General features: G+C 39.0%; 15 protein-coding genes. 1 reads left to right on the top strand and 14 read right to left on the bottom strand.

Translation table 11 applies throughout. The annotated features are described in order from the left end of the window. Nucleotides 1–8: 8 nt before the first annotated feature. From murC to QM941_RS01515, 7 genes are all read right to left on the bottom strand, one after another. Nucleotides 9–1343, bottom strand: a complete 1335-nt coding sequence (gene murC, locus QM941_RS01545) for a UDP-N-acetylmuramate--L-alanine ligase (RefSeq protein ID WP_414338092.1) — start codon at nt 1341–1343, stop codon at nt 9–11. Between the two features lie 11 nt (nt 1344–1354). Then, the gene (locus QM941_RS01540; protein WP_414338090.1) at nt 1355–1945 is read right to left on the bottom strand and encodes a cystathionine gamma-synthase; all 591 of its coding nucleotides are present in this window, start codon (nt 1943–1945) and stop codon (nt 1355–1357) included. A gap of 58 nt (nt 1946–2003) precedes the next feature. Next, nucleotides 2004–5090: a DEAD/DEAH box helicase gene (locus QM941_RS01535; RefSeq protein ID WP_414338088.1), complete on the bottom strand. Its 3087-nt coding sequence runs from the start codon at nt 5088–5090 to the stop codon at nt 2004–2006. A 91-nt stretch (nt 5091–5181) separates the two neighbouring features. Continuing rightward, nucleotides 5182–6348 carry a MalY/PatB family protein gene (locus QM941_RS01530; protein ID WP_414338087.1) on the bottom strand — a complete coding sequence of 389 codons (1167 nt, stop codon included), beginning with the start codon at nt 6346–6348 and terminating at the stop codon, nt 5182–5184. Nucleotides 6349–6352: 4 nt separating this feature from the next. Beyond that, nucleotides 6353–7447, bottom strand: a complete 1095-nt coding sequence (locus QM941_RS01525) for a cystathionine gamma-synthase (RefSeq protein WP_414338084.1) — start codon at nt 7445–7447, stop codon at nt 6353–6355. Nucleotides 7448–7592: 145 nt separating this feature from the next. Next, nucleotides 7593–9551, bottom strand: coding sequence for a peptide ABC transporter substrate-binding protein (locus QM941_RS01520; RefSeq protein ID WP_414338082.1), 1959 nt, complete (start codon nt 9549–9551; stop codon nt 7593–7595). Nucleotides 9552–9751: 200 nt separating this feature from the next. Continuing rightward, nucleotides 9752–11374, bottom strand: a complete 1623-nt coding sequence (locus QM941_RS01515) for a putative polysaccharide biosynthesis protein (RefSeq protein WP_414338079.1) — start codon at nt 11372–11374, stop codon at nt 9752–9754. A 105-nt stretch (nt 11375–11479) separates the two neighbouring features. Between QM941_RS01515 and QM941_RS01510 the strand changes: the two genes are divergently transcribed. Beyond that, nucleotides 11480–12925, top strand: a complete 1446-nt coding sequence (locus QM941_RS01510) for a UDP-N-acetylmuramoyl-L-alanyl-D-glutamate--L-lysine ligase (protein WP_414338076.1) — start codon at nt 11480–11482, stop codon at nt 12923–12925. Between the two features lie 194 nt (nt 12926–13119). Here QM941_RS01510 and QM941_RS01505 read toward each other — a convergent pair whose 3' ends face one another. The 7 genes from QM941_RS01505 to QM941_RS01475 form a co-directional block, all read right to left on the bottom strand. Then, complete coding sequence (locus QM941_RS01505; RefSeq protein WP_414338074.1) at nt 13120–13767, bottom strand: DUF1803 domain-containing protein; 648 nt, start codon at nt 13765–13767, stop codon at nt 13120–13122. Then, on the bottom strand, nt 13751–14263 hold the full coding sequence (locus QM941_RS01500; protein ID WP_414338072.1) for a YiiX/YebB-like N1pC/P60 family cysteine hydrolase: 513 nt from the start codon (nt 14261–14263) through the stop codon (nt 13751–13753). Before QM941_RS01500 ends, QM941_RS01505 begins: the two co-directional genes overlap by 17 nt. Before the next feature lie 63 nt (nt 14264–14326). Continuing rightward, complete coding sequence (locus QM941_RS01495) at nt 14327–15262, bottom strand: manganese-dependent inorganic pyrophosphatase (RefSeq protein ID WP_414338069.1); 936 nt, start codon at nt 15260–15262, stop codon at nt 14327–14329. Between the two features lie 84 nt (nt 15263–15346). After that, nucleotides 15347–15631 carry a GIY-YIG nuclease family protein gene (locus QM941_RS01490; RefSeq protein ID WP_414338066.1) on the bottom strand — a complete coding sequence of 95 codons (285 nt, stop codon included), beginning with the start codon at nt 15629–15631 and terminating at the stop codon, nt 15347–15349. Then, nucleotides 15621–16367, bottom strand: a complete 747-nt coding sequence (locus QM941_RS01485) for a tRNA1(Val) (adenine(37)-N6)-methyltransferase (RefSeq protein ID WP_414338065.1) — start codon at nt 16365–16367, stop codon at nt 15621–15623. The genes QM941_RS01490 and QM941_RS01485 overlap by 11 nt, the downstream gene beginning before the upstream one ends. Before the next feature lie 54 nt (nt 16368–16421). Continuing rightward, on the bottom strand, nt 16422–16784 hold the full coding sequence (locus tag QM941_RS01480; protein WP_414338063.1) for a S1 RNA-binding domain-containing protein: 363 nt from the start codon (nt 16782–16784) through the stop codon (nt 16422–16424). Between the two features lies 1 nt (nt 16785). Continuing rightward, nucleotides 16786–18186: a Cof-type HAD-IIB family hydrolase gene (locus tag QM941_RS01475; protein ID WP_414338061.1), complete on the bottom strand. Its 1401-nt coding sequence runs from the start codon at nt 18184–18186 to the stop codon at nt 16786–16788. Between the last annotated feature and the right edge of the window lie 75 nt (nt 18187–18261).

The raw sequence follows: 18261 nt of genomic DNA, 5'->3' as shown, positions 1-18261 counted from the left end.
CTTATTCATTATTGAACATTGCTTGTTAAATTAGACAAGAGACGCTCAAATGAGTATTCATAAGTTTGGATATCACCAGCTCCCATAAAGACATAGACAGCATTGTCGTGGTCCAGAAGTGGAGATACATTTTCTACAGTAATGACTTGGTTTTTCTTATTGATTTTATTAGCTAAATCTTCAACCTTAACATCACCATGATCTACTTCACGAGCTGACCCATAGATTTTCGCTAGGTAAACTGCGTCAGCCTGGTTTAAGGCTTGAGCAAAATCGTCTAACAAGGCAATTGTACGAGTGAAGGTATGCGGTTGGAAAATAGCTACGATTTCCTTACTTGGATATTTCTGGCGAGCAGCATCCAAAGTTGCTATGATTTCAGTTGGATGGTGAGCAAAATCATCAATAATAACCGTGTCGTTAACAACCTTCTCAGTAAAACGACGTTTTACTCCTGAGAATGTCTTCAAGTGTTCACGGATCAAGTCCAAGTCAAATCCAGCTGTATAAAGCAAACCAATTACCGCTGTCGCATTCATGATATTATGACGACCAAAGGTTGGAATATGGAATTGTCCCAAGTTCTCTCCACGGAAAGAAACTGTGAAGGTTGAACCAGTTGTAGAGCGAAGTAGGTCGCTAGCTACAAAGTCATTATTCTTCTCTTCAAAACCATAATAGTAAATCGGAGCTTTTGCAGTAATTTTACGCAACTCCTTATCTTCACCATAAACGAATAATCCTTTTGTAATTTGTTTGGCATAATCATTGAAGGCGTTAAAGACATCCTCTAGACTGGTAAAGTAGTCCGGGTGATCAAAGTCAATGTTAGTAATGATAGAATACTCTGGATGATATGGCATAAAATGGCGTTCGTATTCGTCTGATTCAAAGACAAAATACTTGGCATTTTCAGATCCACGACCAGTTCCATCACCAATCAAGAAACTAGTATCAGTGATATGGGATAACACATGTGACAAGATTCCAGTTGTAGAAGTCTTACCATGGGCACCGGCCACACCCATACTAACAAAGTCACGCATAAAGCTACCAAGGAATTCATGGTAACGTTTATAACTTATAGAGTTCTGGTCTGCATAAGCAATTTCAACGTTATTATCGGGACGAAAGGCATTACCAGCGATAATTTCTAATTCACCTTGCAAATTCTTTTCATCAAAAGGAAGAATAGGAATTCCTGCTTGTTCAAGTCCACGTTGTGTAAAGTAGTATTTTTCTACGTCAGATCCTTGGACCTTATGTCCCATTTGGTGCAACATTAAGGCCAAGGCACTCATACCTGATCCTTTGATTCCGATAAAATGATAGGTTTTTGCCATCTTATTCCCCTTTATTCAGTCATTTTTGTCAAGTTAAGTTCTTGAGCAACTTTGCGTTCTTTTTCTGTTTGCTTCTCGTTTTTATTGTAAATTTGACTTTTCTTCAAAAAATCATAATTATTTTTCTTTGGAACAGGATTTTCTGTTTCCATAATTGTTTGTTTCTGACTTGTCGTTTCAGCTAAGATATAGTGGTTTTGAGTTAGTTTTTTACTGAACTTAGTAAACTCTCCAGGATTTTCCTTTTGGAAAGGAGCTGTAGGATTAGTTGCTGATTTCGCCACAGTAGAAGTTTTATGACGTCTGTTATGGCTGATATCCTGAGTCAAGTAAGTTGCTGAGCGTTTTCTTTTCAAATCAGCACGAGCTTGCTCGCGAGCGAGTTCAGCATAAGACTTTTCTTTTGCTTCAGTTACTACTCCCCCCACTTGAGAAGAAGACTTCTTTTCTACAGCAATAGGTGACCATTCCATGTAATTTTTATCTTGATAATCACCTTTGATATTGCTGATAAAATCTGACTCATCATATAAATCCATAACTGGCATTTCTGTCAGCATGATTTCGTCATCTGACACTATTGGAAATCTCTTTTGCATCATTTTTATTCCCTTTCAATACTCCATTATAGCGTAATGTCTTGATTTTTCAAGTCTTGGCTCATGAAATTCCTAAAATTTCTCGAATTTCATCCAAGCTTAGACTGGCACGAGACTCTGTTCCATCTAAAACTTCTGTAACCAGATTTTTTTTCTGTTCCTGTAATTCCTGAATTTTCTCCTCAATGGTTCCCCGAGTTACAAGTCGATAAACTTCAACCTTTTGTTCTTGACCCATTCTATGAGCACGGCCAATTGCTTGAGATTCTACTGCTGGATTCCACCATAAGTCAACTAGAATAACCGTGTCTGCACCCGTAAGATTGAGACCAACTCCTCCTGCTTTCAGAGAGATTAAAAAGACATGTCGCAAACCGTCGTTAAATGATTTAGTCATCTCCTGTCTTTCTTTTGAAGGTGTCGAACCTGTAATCTTAAAAGAACTGAGGCCCAGTTTTGGCAATTCTTCTTCGATGAGATCCAACATGCCTCGAAACTGAGAAAAGATCAAAACACGATGACCACTTTCTGCAATCTGAGTCAGCAGGTCACGCAAACTATCCAGTTTCCCGCTAGTGCCCTCATAATTTTCCATAAACAAGGCCGGTGTATCGCAAATCTGACGCAAGCGCATGAGGCCTGTTAAAATCTCCACTCGATTTCCCTGAAATTCAGAATATGTAACTTGCGACAAGCGTTGTTGCATCTGTTGCAACTGACCGAGGTAGATTGCTTTTTGTTGGTCCTCTAGTTCATTTTTGTATACAACCTCAATTAAGTCAGGTAACTCTGTCAGAACCTCTTCTTTCTTTCGTCTCATGACAAAAGGCTTGATAAATTGCGCCACTTGTTCGGCGGACAGTTTCATAAATTCTTTCTTGGATGGTAAGAGCCCTGGCAACACAATCTGAAAAATCGACCATAGCTCTCCTAGATGATTTTCAATAGGAGTTCCTGAGAGGGCAAAAACTGATGGAACAACGAACTGTCTCAAGGTCTGAGCAATCTTGGTTTGAGCATTTTTCATGACTTGTGCTTCATCTAAAAAGAGAAAACTAAAAGTCATTTGCTGGTAAATTTCGCTATCTTGGCGAAAAGTGGCATAACTGGTGACATAAATCTGATGTTCTTCAGATAGGATTGATTCTCGATGAGTTTTTAAGCCGTGAACGACAACAACATCTAGCTGAGGAGCAAATTTTTTAAATTCTTCAGCCCAGTTATAAATCAAACCAGACGGAGCAAGAATGAGGACCCTACTATCCTCCGTAAGTTGACTACTTAAAAAGGCAATACTTTGTAAGGTTTTTCCTAGCCCCATATCATCTGCTAAGACCCCTCCGAAACCGTAGTGATGAAGCATTTGCAACCACTGGATTCCTTTTTTCTGATAATCCCTCAAATCTGCTTGAATATGGACCTGTTGCAAAGGAAATTCCTCTGGATGAGTCAAATTACGCGCCAAGTGTACAAATTCCTCGGTCAGAGATATCTGATCTTGATTGTCAAACAGCTGAGCTAATGTATAGGCCAGAGATTTACGAGCTCGAAAAGAACCACTCCCACTTTCTTCGATTCCCAAGTCTTCTAAATCTCGACGAATCTTTTTGGTCTCCTCGTCAAAAAAGTATATCTGTTCAGATGAACTGATATAAAAATCTTGATGAGAAGCCAGAGCTTTCATAGCCAGATCAATATCTTCTTGCGAAATATCTTGAAAATCAAAGCGGATGTCGAGAAGGTTACCTATGGAAGAAATCTGAATCTGGGGCCTTTGGACTTGATAGATGTCTTGAAGACTTTCAGAAATCTCTACGTCTCCAAGTGCTTCAAACGCTGGAAGAATCCTATGAAAGAATGAATAAACTGCTTCCACCTTGAGATTTTGACGCCAAGATTTAAAATCTGCCTCAAATCCAGCAGACAAGGCTAGTTGGAAAATTTTCTTTTCAAGTTGGATGTCGCTTGCAAAGGGCAAGTTCTCCAATTCCTTACGATTAGTTACTAGACAAGAGTCGTAATCAAACTCCATCTCTAAACAGAGTGTACCATCTTCTTCTCTAGTAAAACGAAAGGAAGGGCGGAAAGTTTTAATCTGCAGACTTTCTGGAGCTAGAACTTCCCCTAGATCTTTAAACTGTCCCAGACAAGAAGCTAATAGATCCCGATCACTGGTATCGAACTGTAGGATCTTTCTACCTTTTGTATCTAAAGGCAGTTTCTTAAGTTTCGCCAATAAAGCTGCTTGGTTTTTTGTTAAGAGATAAAAAGTCCCTTTTGAAAACAAAACCTGGCCTTGATAGAAGAAATTAATCCGCTCTTGTTCAAGAATTTCCATCTCATAGTAAGTAGTTTTCTCTTGAATAGAAAAAGAAAAGAGACCTGCTTCAGCAGTGAAATCCTGAAAGATAAGATGGCGGTAAGTCCTTATCTGATGTTCAAATTCAAATTCATCCAAGTCCATCAACAAGGATAGGCCTTGTTCAACAAATGACAATGGAAAGTAGAGGTGTCGCCCCTGATTTGGGAAAAAGAGACTATTTTCTGTCTGTTCCTCAAGAGTTCCTAGTAAGAAATGCAAAAGACTTTGACTACTTTTATCAAACTGAGAAAAATTTAGAGACGATTCATAATGTTTCCCAATTGTATAAGGCTTACTTTTGACCACAATCTTCAAGAAAAGAGGAATATCGCGAATGACGTAAAATTTATCAAAGGGAGCTTCTGCAATTTTTAGAGTCCAGATAATCCGATTTGTTCCAATCTCAACCTGACCTTGAGCAGAGAGTTGATAGGTCTTTAAAAAGTTAGGACTTTGTATAGCTTTTAAGAACTGACCTCCTAAACTCACCTGAGTTTCAACTTCTTCTAACTCCTCCTGCCCAGATTCCAAACTTCTTAAAATTTCTTTGCCTTTACTATCATTTTTTAGATAATGTTCTAGGGCCGCCAAATGAACACAGTAGTTTCGTTCCTGGAAAAAATCACAAGCGCAAAAGACTAGCTCATCATTTAGACTATAACGAATTTCTTCTTCTGCCACACGCGCATAGAGGCGATTGTTTTTTTCTTTAATGATTTCAATTTTGCCAGATTCATAGAGTTCAACTCCCTCAATACGAATCTTTCCTGGAATCAATTTTGCCATAGTTTCCCCTTTACTTTATCCCTTAATTATACCACATTTCTCCCCATCAAAATAGCCTTCTAGGAAGACTTTTCTACTAGAAGGCTTTTTCTTAAAGTTTTGAGAAGCATGTAACTATTCGTTGACAGACTTCTGCTAATACTGACTTAGGCATAGCAACATTTAAACGGGCATGGTGGGCTCCTTCTTCACCAAAGTCCAAGCCTCTGTTGAGGATAACTTTGGCTTCCTCTTTTAGAAGCTCCTGCAAGCCCTTATCAGTTAGATCATAAGCTGAAAAATCGAGCCAAATCAGATAAGTTCCTTGCGGTTTCATAACCTTGATCTTGGTTTCTTTAGCAAACAAATCCACTACATAATTGATATGGTCTTCAAGCACTTCTCTCAGTTCAATCAACCAGTCCTGACCATAACGGTAAGCTGCTTCTGTGGCCAAATAACCCAAACCAGAGATTTCATGTTGGTTATTAGCAAGCTGACGTTTTTGGAATGTTGCTCTCAATTTTGGGTTTTCAATGATGGCATAAGAATTTTTGGTCCCAGCAATGTTAAAGGTCTTGGTAGCACTGCTTAAAATCAGTGAAAATTCTTTAAAATCTTCATTTACAGTATTGAATGACTGGTGCTTATTTCCAAATAAGGCTAAATCTTGGTGAATCTCATCAGATATTAGCAAGACACCATGTTTTTGACACAGTTGTCCAATCTTTTCCAAAACTTCTTTCTCCCAAACCCGTCCACCAGGATTATGAGGATTACAGAGAATGTAGAGTTTCACATCTTCTTCTACAAAGTCTTTCTCCAGTTGGTCAAAGTCAATCTCGAAAAGACCATCCTTCTCCACCAAAGAGTTATTAACTAATTTGCGATGATTGAGTTTGATACTACGAGCAAAAGGTGGGTAAACAGGTGTATTAATCAAAACTGCATCCCCTTCTTTGGTAAAAGCTTGTATAGCTGTTGAAATGGCTGGTACCACTCCCTCGATAAAGACTAGGGCATCCTTATCAAAGCGATAACCATGGTGTTTTTCCTCCCAGTTTTGAACTGCTTCAATCAAGCCATCACTAGCATAGGTATAGCCATAGACTAATTGCTCAGCATAGTCATGTACAGTCTGACGAATCTCAGGTAAGACTTCAAAGTCCATATCAGCAATCCAGGCCGGCAATACTTGACGGTCACTCTCTGCTTCTTTCCATTTATAGGTATGATGTCCAAAACGATTGGGCAAAGTCGTAAAATCATATTTTCCCATAGTCTTATCCTTCCAAAGCTTGATGCAAATCTTCAATCAAGTCCCTTGCATCCTCAATACCAATAGACAAGCGCAAAAGGTCATCTGTTAATCCATAAGAATGACGAACCTCTGCAGGAATGTCTGCATGGGTTTGAGTGGTTGGGTAGGTAATCAGACTTTCAACACCACCCAGACTTTCAGCAAAAGAGAATACTTTCAAAGTGTTTAAGATATGAGGGATACGCTTCTCATCTGCTACTTTAAAGGAAATCATTCCCCCGCGACCTGTATACAAGACTTCTTTGACTGCAGGTGATTGCTTTAGGTAGGATACAATTTCACGCGCATTAGCGGTAGAACGTTCCATGCGAAGCGACAAGGTTTTTAGACCACGAATCAATTGATAACTATCAAATGGTGACAAGACAGCCCCTGTCGTATTGAGATTGTAGAAAAGTTTCTCATATAGTTCTAAACTATTAGTCACAACTACACCTGCCAAGACATCATTATGTCCTGCAAGGTATTTGGTAGCTGAATGAAGGACAATATCAGCTCCTTCTTCTATCGGACGTTGATAAATCGGAGTGTAGAAAGTATTATCCACCACAACTATCGCCCCTTTAGCATGAGCCAATTGAGCCAATTTTTTAATATCAAATTCTAACATCAAAGGGTTGGTTGGCGTTTCGATATAGAGTACATCTACATCCTTTTCTAGCTCAGCAATCAACTCTTCTTCTGTATTGGCAAAGGTAAAGTGGAAACGTCCTTCTTGCTCCACTTGATTGAACCAGCGGAAAGAACCACCATAAAGGTCACGGACTGCCAAAACTTTACTTCCTACTGGAAAGATACTAAAGGCCAAGACAATAGCTGCCATACCTGAACTAGTCGCCAAAGCATACTTGGCTGATTCAATAGCTGCCAAAACTTCCTCTGCCTTGCTACGAGTTGGGTTTTTGGTGCGTGTATAGTCAAATCCAGTTGATTGACCAAATTCTGGATGTTGATAGGTCGTTGAAAAGTGAATAGGTGTAACCAAAGCACCTGTTGCCTTATCAGACTTAATACCTGCTTGTGCTAAAATTGTGTTGATGTGAAATGATTTGCTCATACTTTACCTCCAAATCTATAGTAACTATTGTACCACTTATTTTGGATCCTTCGTTTTCTTGTTTTCAAGAGCTAGTTATAGTTTCAAACTATATAAAAACGATAGCTTCCTGAGAAACTATCGTTTTTCCTGTTGAATAGACTGATTATTTAACGTGTTTAGCTAATTCTTCTTGGGCTTTTTTATTAGATTCTTCTTTTTCTTTCAGCCATTTTTGTCTAGCTTCTTCATACTCAGCCGTTGTGACAACCTTATCTTGCAATTTAACGTATTTGTATGATTCAACACCCTTGTTTCCTGCTTGAGAGAAAGCAGATGAGAATGGTACAGTTCTTCTCAATGTAGGTGTTCCACCTTGAGATACATTTGGAATTGCAAGAGAGCTATCCACCAACCAAGCTTGAGCTTCTGCATATTTGTCATAACGTTTTGTCAAATCTTGTTCAGCATTGGCTTCTGCTAACATCTTAGTGTAGACATCCAAACCAACAGCAGTTGCTTTGGCATTGGTTTCTCCTGGTTCCAAACCGAGGTTTTGTAGTGAGCCACCACTTGTTAAGCTAAGGGTATCAAGGTATGTTGATGGATCTTGATAGTCAGGTCCCCAACCACCGTTGTAGAGGTCATAGTCCTTTTGAGCAGCTGTATTGGCTAGATAACCAATACTATCCATTTCATCAGTAGTCAACATTTGAATATCAATGACCACATTTTCTGCACCTAGGACAGATTCAATCGATTGTTTGAAAGAACTTGCCTCTAACACACCCTTCTTAAAGGTTTGGTCAACCGGTAAATCCAGGTGAATTGGGAATTGAACACCTTTGGCTTCCAATTCTTTCTTGGCTTGAGCAAAGACTTCTTTGGCCTTATCGGCATTGTAGTAAGCATCTTGGGCATCATCAAAATTCATATTTTCCCATACTTGACCGTAGTTAACCATCTTAGAAGCAACCACATCACCAAAGTCTTTTCCTTCAAGAGTTACAAATGTTGGTGGAACGAGCAAGTTTCTGACAATCTTAGTTGCTCCATCTTCCCCTTGAGATTGGGCACCATAAGCAGTACGGTCATAGGCAAAGTTAATGGCTTGACGGAAAGATTTATTCAAGACTGCTTCCTGTTGAGCTGTCTTTTCCGCATCACTTGTTTTTGAAGTATGGTTATAAGATTGTCTATCTAGGTTAAAGTTAAAGTAGAAAGAAGTGGCATTTTGCATGCTGTAGATAATATTATCTTTGTTCTTTTCCTTAATCCCTTCGAAGCTCGAACTATTCGGATAGAGTCGAGCGTAACTGTAAACCCCTTCCATGAAGTTACGTGCCAAGGCATCTTGATCACTACCATCATAGTAGGTCAATTTAACTTCATCTACAAATACATTTTTTGCATCCCAGTAATTTGGATTTTTCTTGTATTCCATGACAGATTTAGAGGTGAATGATTTGAGAATAAATGGACCGTTGTACAAAAGATTTGCTGGATCCACTTTACCAAAATCATCCCCTTTGGAATTCAAGAAATCAGCATTAACTGGGAATAGAATGGTCGCAGTTGTTTTTGAGTTCCAATAAGGTTCTGGTTTTGTCAAGGTATATTGAACTGTTTGGTCATCAATAGCCTTAACTCCAACTGTTGAAAAGTCTGTTGTTTTTCCGTTGATATAATCATCTAAACCAGCAACAGAATCTTGTACGAGGTACAAAGCTTCAGATTTTTTATCCGCAGCATATTTCAATCCTGTCACAAAATCTTGTGCAGTAACAGGAGCATACTCTTCACCTTCAGAGGTATACCATTTAGCATCCTTACGAAGTTTATAAGTATATGTCAAACCGTCTTGGGATACAGTCCAATCTTCTGCCAATGAAGGAATATAATTTCCATACTGGTCATTTTCCATCAAACCATCCACTAAGTTTGTAGCAACATCACCAGTAGTTGCACGGTTTTCTATGAGATAGTTCAAACTAGAAGGATCGCTTGCGTATACATAGTTGTATACTTTAGAAGAGCTAGTCGAATTACCACAAGCTCCCAGAAGCAAACCAGCACTTAAGACGACGCCTGCTAACGTCAGGTATTTTGCCTTAGACTTTTTCATAAACAGAACCTCCAAATTTAAATATTTGTATCATTATACAGCTAATGTTTTTTTTAGTCAAGCAATTTTATCTAATTTTTACCAAATTATAGATTTTTTTCAACAAATTTTATATTTTATCCTATTTTTTTAATAAAAAATGAACGATTTGAACATTTTTATAGATAAAAATTCAAATCATTCATTTTATTTATAAAATATTAGGTTAATTTTAAACGAGCACGTAGTTGATCTGCTTTTGCTTTTCCGATAACCTTATCAAGGAGTCGGGTACAAAGACTCATTACCATATAAAGTCCTCCACCCAAAGCACCGATTAACAACACATAGAGGAAACTCCATAAACGCCCACTTGGCTGGAAGAAAAAGCCAATTCCCCACTGTACCAGAGCAACTACAACAAACATAACTACTGTCAAAATAGATATTAAGACTGTTCGTTTCAGAACTAATTTACGTTGAAGTCCGGTAACTTGACAAATGTCTCGATACATCAAGATATTTGGAATTATAAGACCAATAGTCGTTGAAATTAAAGGACCATAACTATGGAAAATAGCTATCGATGGTAATTGTAAAACAATCTTAGCAATTGAGCCATAAACAAAATACAAGACTGCCTTGCGGTTACGGAACATTGCCTGTAGCATTGGTGACAAGACCATATACAAACCAAGAATAGTCGACTGTAAGACAGCGAAGACAAACAAGCCCATTGCTAAACTATCTGGTTTACCATAAAAAACTGTATAAAGGGGCTCTCCTACCATCACCACTCCAACTGTTGCAGGAAATAAGAATAGGAAAAGCATGGTGATACTATCTTGCACCAAACGAGCAGCTGCCTGCAAATCACCCTTGACATAGTTTTCTGTCAGAAGTGGTAAGCCCACACTACCAATCGAAACCCCAACCGATATGAGAATCATGGTGATCTTATTAGGATTGGCAGAGAAATAAGAAAACATGACAATTAAGTCTTCATTACTATAATTGGTAAACCACTTCATGCTATTGATAAAGGTATTTTGGTCCAAGATTTGGAAAAGTTGAATAGCCGAACCAGTCAAGATAAAAGGAATAGCTTCCTTAATGGTATCAACCAAAAGACTCTTACTATCAATCTTATCTCGTGTTTCAAAAACTTTTTGAAGCAAGCCTTCTTTGTAAAGGAAATAAATCAAGACTGCAAAACTAGCAACCATTCCCACAAAAGCTGCAAAGGTAGACTGGGTAACTGCTGCTAGGTAATCTTTTGAACCGAGCTTCATGATGATAAAGGTTGCTAAGAGCATCCAAATCACACGGATAACCTGCTCAGCAATTTGACTCATGGCATAAGGTTTGAGATTATTCATCCCTTGGAAAAATCCACGAATTACACTCATGGATGGGAAAATCAATACTGCCCAAGCCAAACTTTGCATGATTGGGATAAGTTCACTTCCTACACCCGATAAATCTGCCAACCAAGGAGCAAAGAGATACAAGATTAAAGCAAAGACCACACCAAGCCCTGTCATAAAGCCTAGGAAACTCCGAATCAGGGCAAAACTATGTTCTTCCTCATGCATGGTATTATATTTAGCAACTTGCTTGGCCACAGCCACAGGTATCCCTGCTGTTGAAATCAGCAAGAACCAAGCATAGATATTATAACCCATGGTGAAAAGTCCATTTGCCTTGGCTGCATAAGTTCCCATCCAAATATACCAAGGGATGATGTAAATAGCCCCGAGCAGGCGGCTGATAAAATTACTAGCTGTTAACCAAGCAGTCCCTCGTAACATCTGGGCCTGCTGGTGATTATTTTCATTAGACATAGATTCCTCATTCATTCTTAACAAGTAGAAAAAGTTCCTTAACTTCCATTATAAACTTTTCCTTGTTACTTGTAAAATTCAGACTTTCGGTTTACAATAGAAAGTATGATAAAGATTGAAACTATATTAGATATTTTAAAGAAAGATGGTCTCTTCCGTGAGATTATCAACCAAGGACATTACCACTACAACTACAACGATGTTATTTTTGACAACATCAGTTACGATAGCCGAACAACCAAAGAAAATACTCTATTTTTTGCAAAAGGAGTTGCCTTTAAAAAAGAATATCTATTTTCAGCTATCGCACAAGGGCTTGGTTGGTACGTGGCTGAGCAGGATTATGAAGTTGGTATTCCTGTTATTGTTGTTAACAATATCAAAAAGGCCATGAGTTTGCTTGCCATGGAATTTTATGGTAATCCGCAGGATAAACTTAAAATTCTAGCCTTTACAGGAACCAAGGGAAAAACAACAGCGGCTTACTTTGCCTATCATATCTTGTCTCAACGCTACCCAACAGCCCTCTTGTCGACAATGAATACAACTTTAGACGGCAAGACTTTCTTTAAATCTTCCTTCTCAACACCTGAAAATATTGATCTCTTTGATATGATGGCTCAAGCGGTTAAGAATGGTAGAACCCATCTGGTAATGGAAGTTTCCAGCCAAGCCTATCTGGTAAATCGAGTGTATGGTTTAACTTTCGACGTGGGAGTTTTTCTAAACATCACCCCAGACCATATCGGACCTATCGAGCATCCAACCTTTGAAGACTACTTCTACCACAAGCGCCTCTTGATGAAAAATAGCCGAGCAGTTGTCATTAATAGTGATATGGACCATTTTTCAATCTTGAAAGAACAAGTAGAACATCAAGAACATGACTTCTACGGTAGCCAATCTGTTAACCAAATCGAAAATTCCAAAGCCTTTAGTTTCTCAGCTACTGGTAAATTAGCTGGCGATTATGATATCCAGTTGATTGGACATTTTAACCAAGAAAATGCTGTCGCAGCTGGACTTTCCTGCCTTCGTTTAGGTGCTAGTCTGGATGACATTAAAAAAGGGATTGCTACTACTCGTGTCCCTGGCCGCATGGAAGTCCTCACTCAGAAAAATGGCGCAAAAGTTTTCATCGACTACGCCCATAATGGTGATAGCTTGAAGAAATTGATCTCAGTCGTTGAAACACATCAGACTGGAAAGATTGCTTTAGTGCTCGGATCAACAGGAAACAAGGGAGAAAGCCGTCGTAAGGACTTTGGACTTCTCCTCGATCAACATCCTGAAATTCAAGTATTCCTTACGGCTGACGATCCAAACTATGAAGATCCAATGGCCATTGCAGATGAAATCAGTAGTTATATCCATCATCCTGTTGAAAAGATTGCAGACCGTGAGCAAGCCATCAAGGCTGCTATGTCTGTTACAAGTCAAGAACTGGATGCTGTCATTATCGCTGGTAAAGGTGCTGATTGCTACCAAATCATCCAAGGTAAGAAAGAAACCTACCCAGGTGATGCTGCTGTTGCAGAACGTTATCTATAGTATATTTAAAAAGAGGCTGGGACAAAAGTCCTAGCCTCTCAATTGTATTTGGATTGTCGAGCAAGACGCAGTGGTTGAGTGGGCTCTACTACGCTGATTTCATCAGCTTTTACAGCCCTACTCAACTGTGCGGAGGTGGGACGACGAAATCGAATTCTAACGAATTACCGATTTCTGTCCCACTCTCTCTTCTATTATTTTATAAAGATGAGTCTTTCTTTATCAAATTCTACAGTCAACTCATATTTTCCATCTTCATTTTGAACGATGTAGCCTAATAATACTAAACTATCGACAAAGATATCAGGTCGTTTCTGCATGAGTTGATCTTTTTTAAGAAACTTGAGCAAAAAAGTAGTCATATACTTAAGGGCATACTCAGGGTTGACATCTCCTAAAATTCCATAGAGCGCCTGCTGTTCTTCCGTCAAAGGATACTGATGCTTGACCTTATAAAAATAATTAGACAGTGTCATCTTTTCTCTTGCAAAATCGGTATATTCTTTTAAGATTGCTGCATTGGTTTGATTGCGCAATTCGGTCTGAAAATGTTTCTCCAGGATTTCTTGATAGATGGGGCTATCATCTCTCACAAAGACTTCTTGGTCCAGTTCAAGAGATTCTGTAGATTCTAGAAAGGGAAGATTGAGATAATAGCGTTTATTTTCTCTCAAAATCAATCCCGCCTTAATGTATTCCTCCAAAAACTTATCAACTGGTATCTCTGGAAACTGAGCCTTGATTTCACGGAGGATAACATCATCATGCTGATCAAGATAGTCTACCAAATCTCTAAAGAATGGTTGTCGCGTCAAGCGAGATGGATTAAAAATCTGAATCATGAAGATTCCTTTCTTTACATACTAAGAGTGGAGAGGCTGCTAATTGACTGGGATTGGTCCCCGGCTGATTCAGTGGTACAGGAAGGCCTAACTCTCTATAATAGTTTCTCCAAAAATCACTAATCTCCTCTTCCCCATCCCCAAACTTCATGGGAATGGTCTCAAAAATAGGGAGAATTTCTGCTACAAACTGGGAACAATAGAAACCATCTCCATCTGGATAAAAGGAAGCATTGTAGGGAGCCCCTAAAAGACTCTCTGCTCGCTTTTTGACCTCTGTACAATCAATCTGCTCACAGTGATAAAGGTCATAGACTTTCTCAGCTTCAAAGAAGTCCTCAGAAGCCTGGGCAAGGACGCCACCTTCCACCGTAGCATGATAGACCTGTCCGTCCAAAAAGATAGCAACGTGACTGTAGTTACCAGTAGATTCCTGGATGGCCTGTCCTATATCCGAATCATCTTTCACAAAAATCAAGTCACCATTTTCTAACATCTTTCTCTCCTAGCAAAAAAGGAGCCGAAACTCCTTTTTAACAATGGGCTTTCCCATCTATGATTATGCATTAAAGCTTTCAGTCAATTGTGGTACAACTTGTTTCTTACGTGAAACAGCACCTGGAAGGAAAGCGTGGTTGTTTTCAAGTTTGAAGTTGAACGCTGCTTCTACCTTGTCCATATTAGCACCAAGAGCTAAAATTTCTGAGTTTGAGTTGACGATGTCTGTAATCATCAAGACAAAGTCAGAGTAGCCGTTAGCTGCATTTGCTGCTTGGATGGCTGCTTCGATTTCAGCTTGGCGTTCCAATACTTCAACAATATCAACTGTATTCACTTGAGCCACACGGACATTGTTTCCGTTGAGTTCAAATGTCTTGGCATCGATATCAATCAATTCTTCAGCAGATTTGTTTGCCAAGTTTGTACCAGCCTTGAGCATGGCAAGACCGTATTCTTCCATGTTCACACCAGCCAATTCAGCCAATTCAAGAGCAATGACTTTATCTGATGGGTGAGTGGTTGGAGATTTCAAAAGAAGAGTATCTGAAATCAAACCTGATAGCATCAAACCTGCGATTTCTTTTGGCACAACTACGCCATGTTCTTTGAACATGCGGTAAACGATAGATGATGCTGATCCAACTGGTTCCAAACGCATGTAAAGTGGGCTGGCAGTTTCAAAGTTAGCCACACGGTGGTGGTCCACAACACCATAAACTTCAACTTCAGCAATATCTGAAACTGATTGTTGGAATTCATTGTGGTCCGTTAAGATGACTTGTTCTGCACCTTCTGCTTTAGCAGATGTGATCACGCGCGGTGCGTCTACACCAAAATAGTTCAAGACGAAAGCTGTTTCTTCATTTGGAGTTCCAAGAGCCACCGCTTCTGTGTCCAAACCGTATGCTTCTTTTGCAAGATAAGCAAAAGCTACAGATGACCCAATGGCATCTGAATCTGGATTTTGGTGACCAAATACTAGAATCTTAGACATGATAATACCTCGTTTCTTTATTCTCTTTATTGTAGCATTTTTTTCAATTTTTGACAAAAGTAAGAGGAGTCAAAGGACTCCTCGTTACATATCAAAAGTATCGACTAAATTCTTATTTTGTCTCTCTTTGAGATAATGTTCTTTTTGCATGCGTGTCTTGCGCTTGAAAAGAGCTTCAGCAGACATGGCCTCTTCCTTGCTGTCAAAACCTTCCGCAAAGATGAGTTTTACTGGCAAGCGAGTTCGTGTATATTTGGCTCCTTTACCGCTATTGTGAACAGCGATTCTTTTTTTGACATCCGTTGTATAGCCAGTATAGTAGGAACTATCCCGACACTCAACCACATACATATAAGCCTTATGATCCATAGTAAATCTCTTGAATTTCTGGTGTATAAGTACCATCACTATTATGAACAATGAGTGGTGGTAAAACCTTAAAGCCACTAGTGGAGCCGTCCTTGATAGCTTCAATCAAAAGCATATTAGCTTCCTTCTCCCGTTTAGGATAAACAAATTGCAGACGTTTTGGAGCCAGATTATGCTGTTGGAGCGTAGCTAAGATATCTAATAATCGATCAGGACGATGAACCATAGCCAAACGCCCATTTGATTTGAGAATACTCTGGGCACTACGACAGATTTCCTTAAGATTGGTTGTAATTTCATGCCGAGCTAAAAGGTAATGCTCACTTTCGTTCAGATTAGAATTTGGATCCACTTTAAAATAAGGCGGATTGCATAAAATCAAATCAACCTTGCTCCCCTGAATATAAGTAGGCATATTCTTCAAATCATCACAGATGACCTGCATCTGTCCGTCCAGCCCATTTAAACGAACAGATCTTTCAGCCATATCTGCCAAGCGTTCTTGGATTTCAACAGAGAGAATTTTAGCCTTGGTCCGACTACTGGCAAACAGTCCAACAGCTCCATTCCCAGCACAAAAATCCACAATTAAACCACTTTTAGGAAAGCGTGGAAAGCGTGACAAGAGGACACTATCGACCGAATAGCTAAAAACCTCTTTATTCTGAATAATTTTAATATCTGTTGAAAAGAGCTGATTGATGCGCTCTCCTGATTTTAATAATTCTTCTTCCATACTTTATATTATAGCAAAACATATTAACATTTCAAAAAAACTGAGAGAATTAGTTTACGAGTTCTTTTTTTTCAGATTGGAAATGGCTTCCTTGGTCCAGATAGGCATCATGCGAGCCAAAGGAGCAAAGCCATATTTGACACGATCACTTGAAAAGCGTCTCCGTCTTGGTAGCTGGTGTTTTTCTTCTTCCAAGGTCCGAATAGAAAGACTAGCCTTACCTGAATACTCATCCAAATCAACTACCTGTACCTGAACTTCTTCACCAATCTTCAAGACATCATAAATATTTTCAATAAATCCAGTTCTTATCTCAGAAATGTGGATTAAGCCTGTAACACCTGTTTCCAATTCTACAAAAGCTCCATAAGACTGAATCCCTGTAATTCGCCCAGATAGCTTATCACCTATTTTCATCTTAGTCCTCAATTTCAATAGTTTCAATTACGACGTCTTCAACTGGCTTGTCCATGGCACCTGTTTCGACACCTGCAATTGCATCCAGAACTTCATAAGAAGCTTCATCCGCAAGTTGACCGAATACAGTATGACGACGGTCTAGGTGAGGAGTTCCACCTTGTTCTGCATAAATCTCCGCAATTGGCTCTGGCCAACCACCACGAGCAATTTCTTTCTTAGAATATGGCAAGTGTTGATTCTGCACGATAAAGAACTGGCTACCATTTGTATTTGGCCCAGCATTAGCCATAGAAAGGGCTCCACGGACATTGTAAAGTTCTTCTGAAAACTCATCCTCAAATGACTCACCATAGATAGATTCACCACCCATACCAGTACCAGTTGGGTCTCCACCTTGAATCATAAAATCTTTAATAATACGGTGGAAAATCACACCATCATAGTATCCATCTTTTGACAGAGCAATAAAGTTGGCAACTGTTTTTGGTGCCTGCTCTGGAAATAGCTTAATACGCAAATCTCCATGATTTGTTTTAATAGTCGCAATCGGACCTTCTGTTGTTTCAATGTCTACTTGTGGCAAATGTAATTCTTTTTCTACCATACCAAATCTTTCTAATGCATCAAAAATGCCATCTTCTTCTAATGTTTTTGTAATATAATCTGCTTTTTTTTTGATTTTATCGTGAGAAATTGCCATAGCGACACTAATTTCTGCATAATCAAAAAGTTCCAAGTCATTGAGTTCATCCCCAAAGACCATCACGTTCTCAGGTTTAAGACTTAAATGTTCTACAACTTTTGCTACACCAGCTGCTTTTGAACCTGAAATTGGTACCACATCTGACGAATGTTCATGCCAGCGTACCATACGCAAAGTCGATGCTAAACTTTCAGGCAAAGTCAGGTCATCTCCCTGATCCTCAAACGTCCACATCTGATAGATGTCTTCTTTTTCATAGAAATCTGGATCGATATCTAAATCAGGATAAATCGGGTCAATCGCCTCACTAATCAACTCAGTTCTAGTAGAGAGTTTAGCAGCATGACTACCAACTAAACCATAGTCAATCCCAACTTCCTTGGTCCAAGCAATATAGCTTTCAACCTTGTCTTTAGAAATTTTGTTACTATCAATCACATTGCCTTTTTTATCCTCAATATAGGCACCATTCAGAGTAACAAAAAAGTCAGGTTTAAGTTCGCGAATCTCTGGCACGACACCGAAAATCCCACGACCAGTCGCAATTCCTGTCAAGATTCCTTTTTCGCGTAATTGTTTAAAAATCGTTGGAATAGTACTTGGAACAAAACCTGTCTTTGAATTTCGTAAAGTATCATCTATATCAAAAAAGATAATTTTAATCTTCTTAGCCTTGTATCTTAACTTGGCATCCATTACAATACCTCCTTCAATTCACTCTTTCCATTATACCATAAAATAGAGAAATCCCACATCCCCAATAAAATCCTT

Origin of the sequence: Streptococcus timonensis (assembly GCF_047460355.1) — a bacterium.
In the GTDB taxonomy this organism is placed as follows: domain Bacteria; phylum Bacillota; class Bacilli; order Lactobacillales; family Streptococcaceae; genus Streptococcus; species Streptococcus timonensis_A.
The sequence above is the reverse complement of the archived record's forward strand: the minus strand, read 5'-3'. Positions and strand labels throughout refer to the sequence as shown.

What these genes read in the sequence shown, in the direction of transcription:
- murC (WP_414338092.1), bottom strand. Translation starts at nt 1,343, where the DNA reads ATGGCAAAAACCTATCATTTTATCGGAATCAAAGGATCAGGTATGAGT.
- QM941_RS01480 (WP_414338063.1), bottom strand. Translation starts at nt 16,784, where the DNA reads ATGAAAATAGGTGATAAGCTATCTGGGCGAATTACAGGGATTCAGTCT.
- QM941_RS01540 (WP_414338090.1), bottom strand. Translation starts at nt 1,945, where the DNA reads ATGATGCAAAAGAGATTTCCAATAGTGTCAGATGACGAAATCATGCTG.
- QM941_RS01495 (WP_414338069.1), bottom strand. Translation starts at nt 15,262, where the DNA reads ATGTCTAAGATTCTAGTATTTGGTCACCAAAATCCAGATTCAGATGCC.
- QM941_RS01535 (WP_414338088.1), bottom strand. Translation starts at nt 5,090, where the DNA reads ATGGCAAAATTGATTCCAGGAAAGATTCGTATTGAGGGAGTTGAACTC.
- QM941_RS01525 (WP_414338084.1), bottom strand. Translation starts at nt 7,447, where the DNA reads ATGAGCAAATCATTTCACATCAACACAATTTTAGCACAAGCAGGTATT.
- QM941_RS01510 (WP_414338076.1), top strand. Translation starts at nt 11,480, where the DNA reads ATGATAAAGATTGAAACTATATTAGATATTTTAAAGAAAGATGGTCTC.
- QM941_RS01515 (WP_414338079.1), bottom strand. Translation starts at nt 11,374, where the DNA reads ATGTCTAATGAAAATAATCACCAGCAGGCCCAGATGTTACGAGGGACT.
- QM941_RS01505 (WP_414338074.1), bottom strand. Translation starts at nt 13,767, where the DNA reads ATGATTCAGATTTTTAATCCATCTCGCTTGACGCGACAACCATTCTTT.
- QM941_RS01475 (WP_414338061.1), bottom strand. Translation starts at nt 18,186, where the DNA reads ATGGATGCCAAGTTAAGATACAAGGCTAAGAAGATTAAAATTATCTTT.
- QM941_RS01530 (WP_414338087.1), bottom strand. Translation starts at nt 6,348, where the DNA reads ATGGGAAAATATGATTTTACGACTTTGCCCAATCGTTTTGGACATCAT.
- QM941_RS01485 (WP_414338065.1), bottom strand. Translation starts at nt 16,367, where the DNA reads ATGGAAGAAGAATTATTAAAATCAGGAGAGCGCATCAATCAGCTCTTT.
- QM941_RS01520 (WP_414338082.1), bottom strand. Translation starts at nt 9,551, where the DNA reads ATGAAAAAGTCTAAGGCAAAATACCTGACGTTAGCAGGCGTCGTCTTA.
- QM941_RS01500 (WP_414338072.1), bottom strand. Translation starts at nt 14,263, where the DNA reads ATGTTAGAAAATGGTGACTTGATTTTTGTGAAAGATGATTCGGATATA.
- QM941_RS01490 (WP_414338066.1), bottom strand. Translation starts at nt 15,631, where the DNA reads ATGGATCATAAGGCTTATATGTATGTGGTTGAGTGTCGGGATAGTTCC.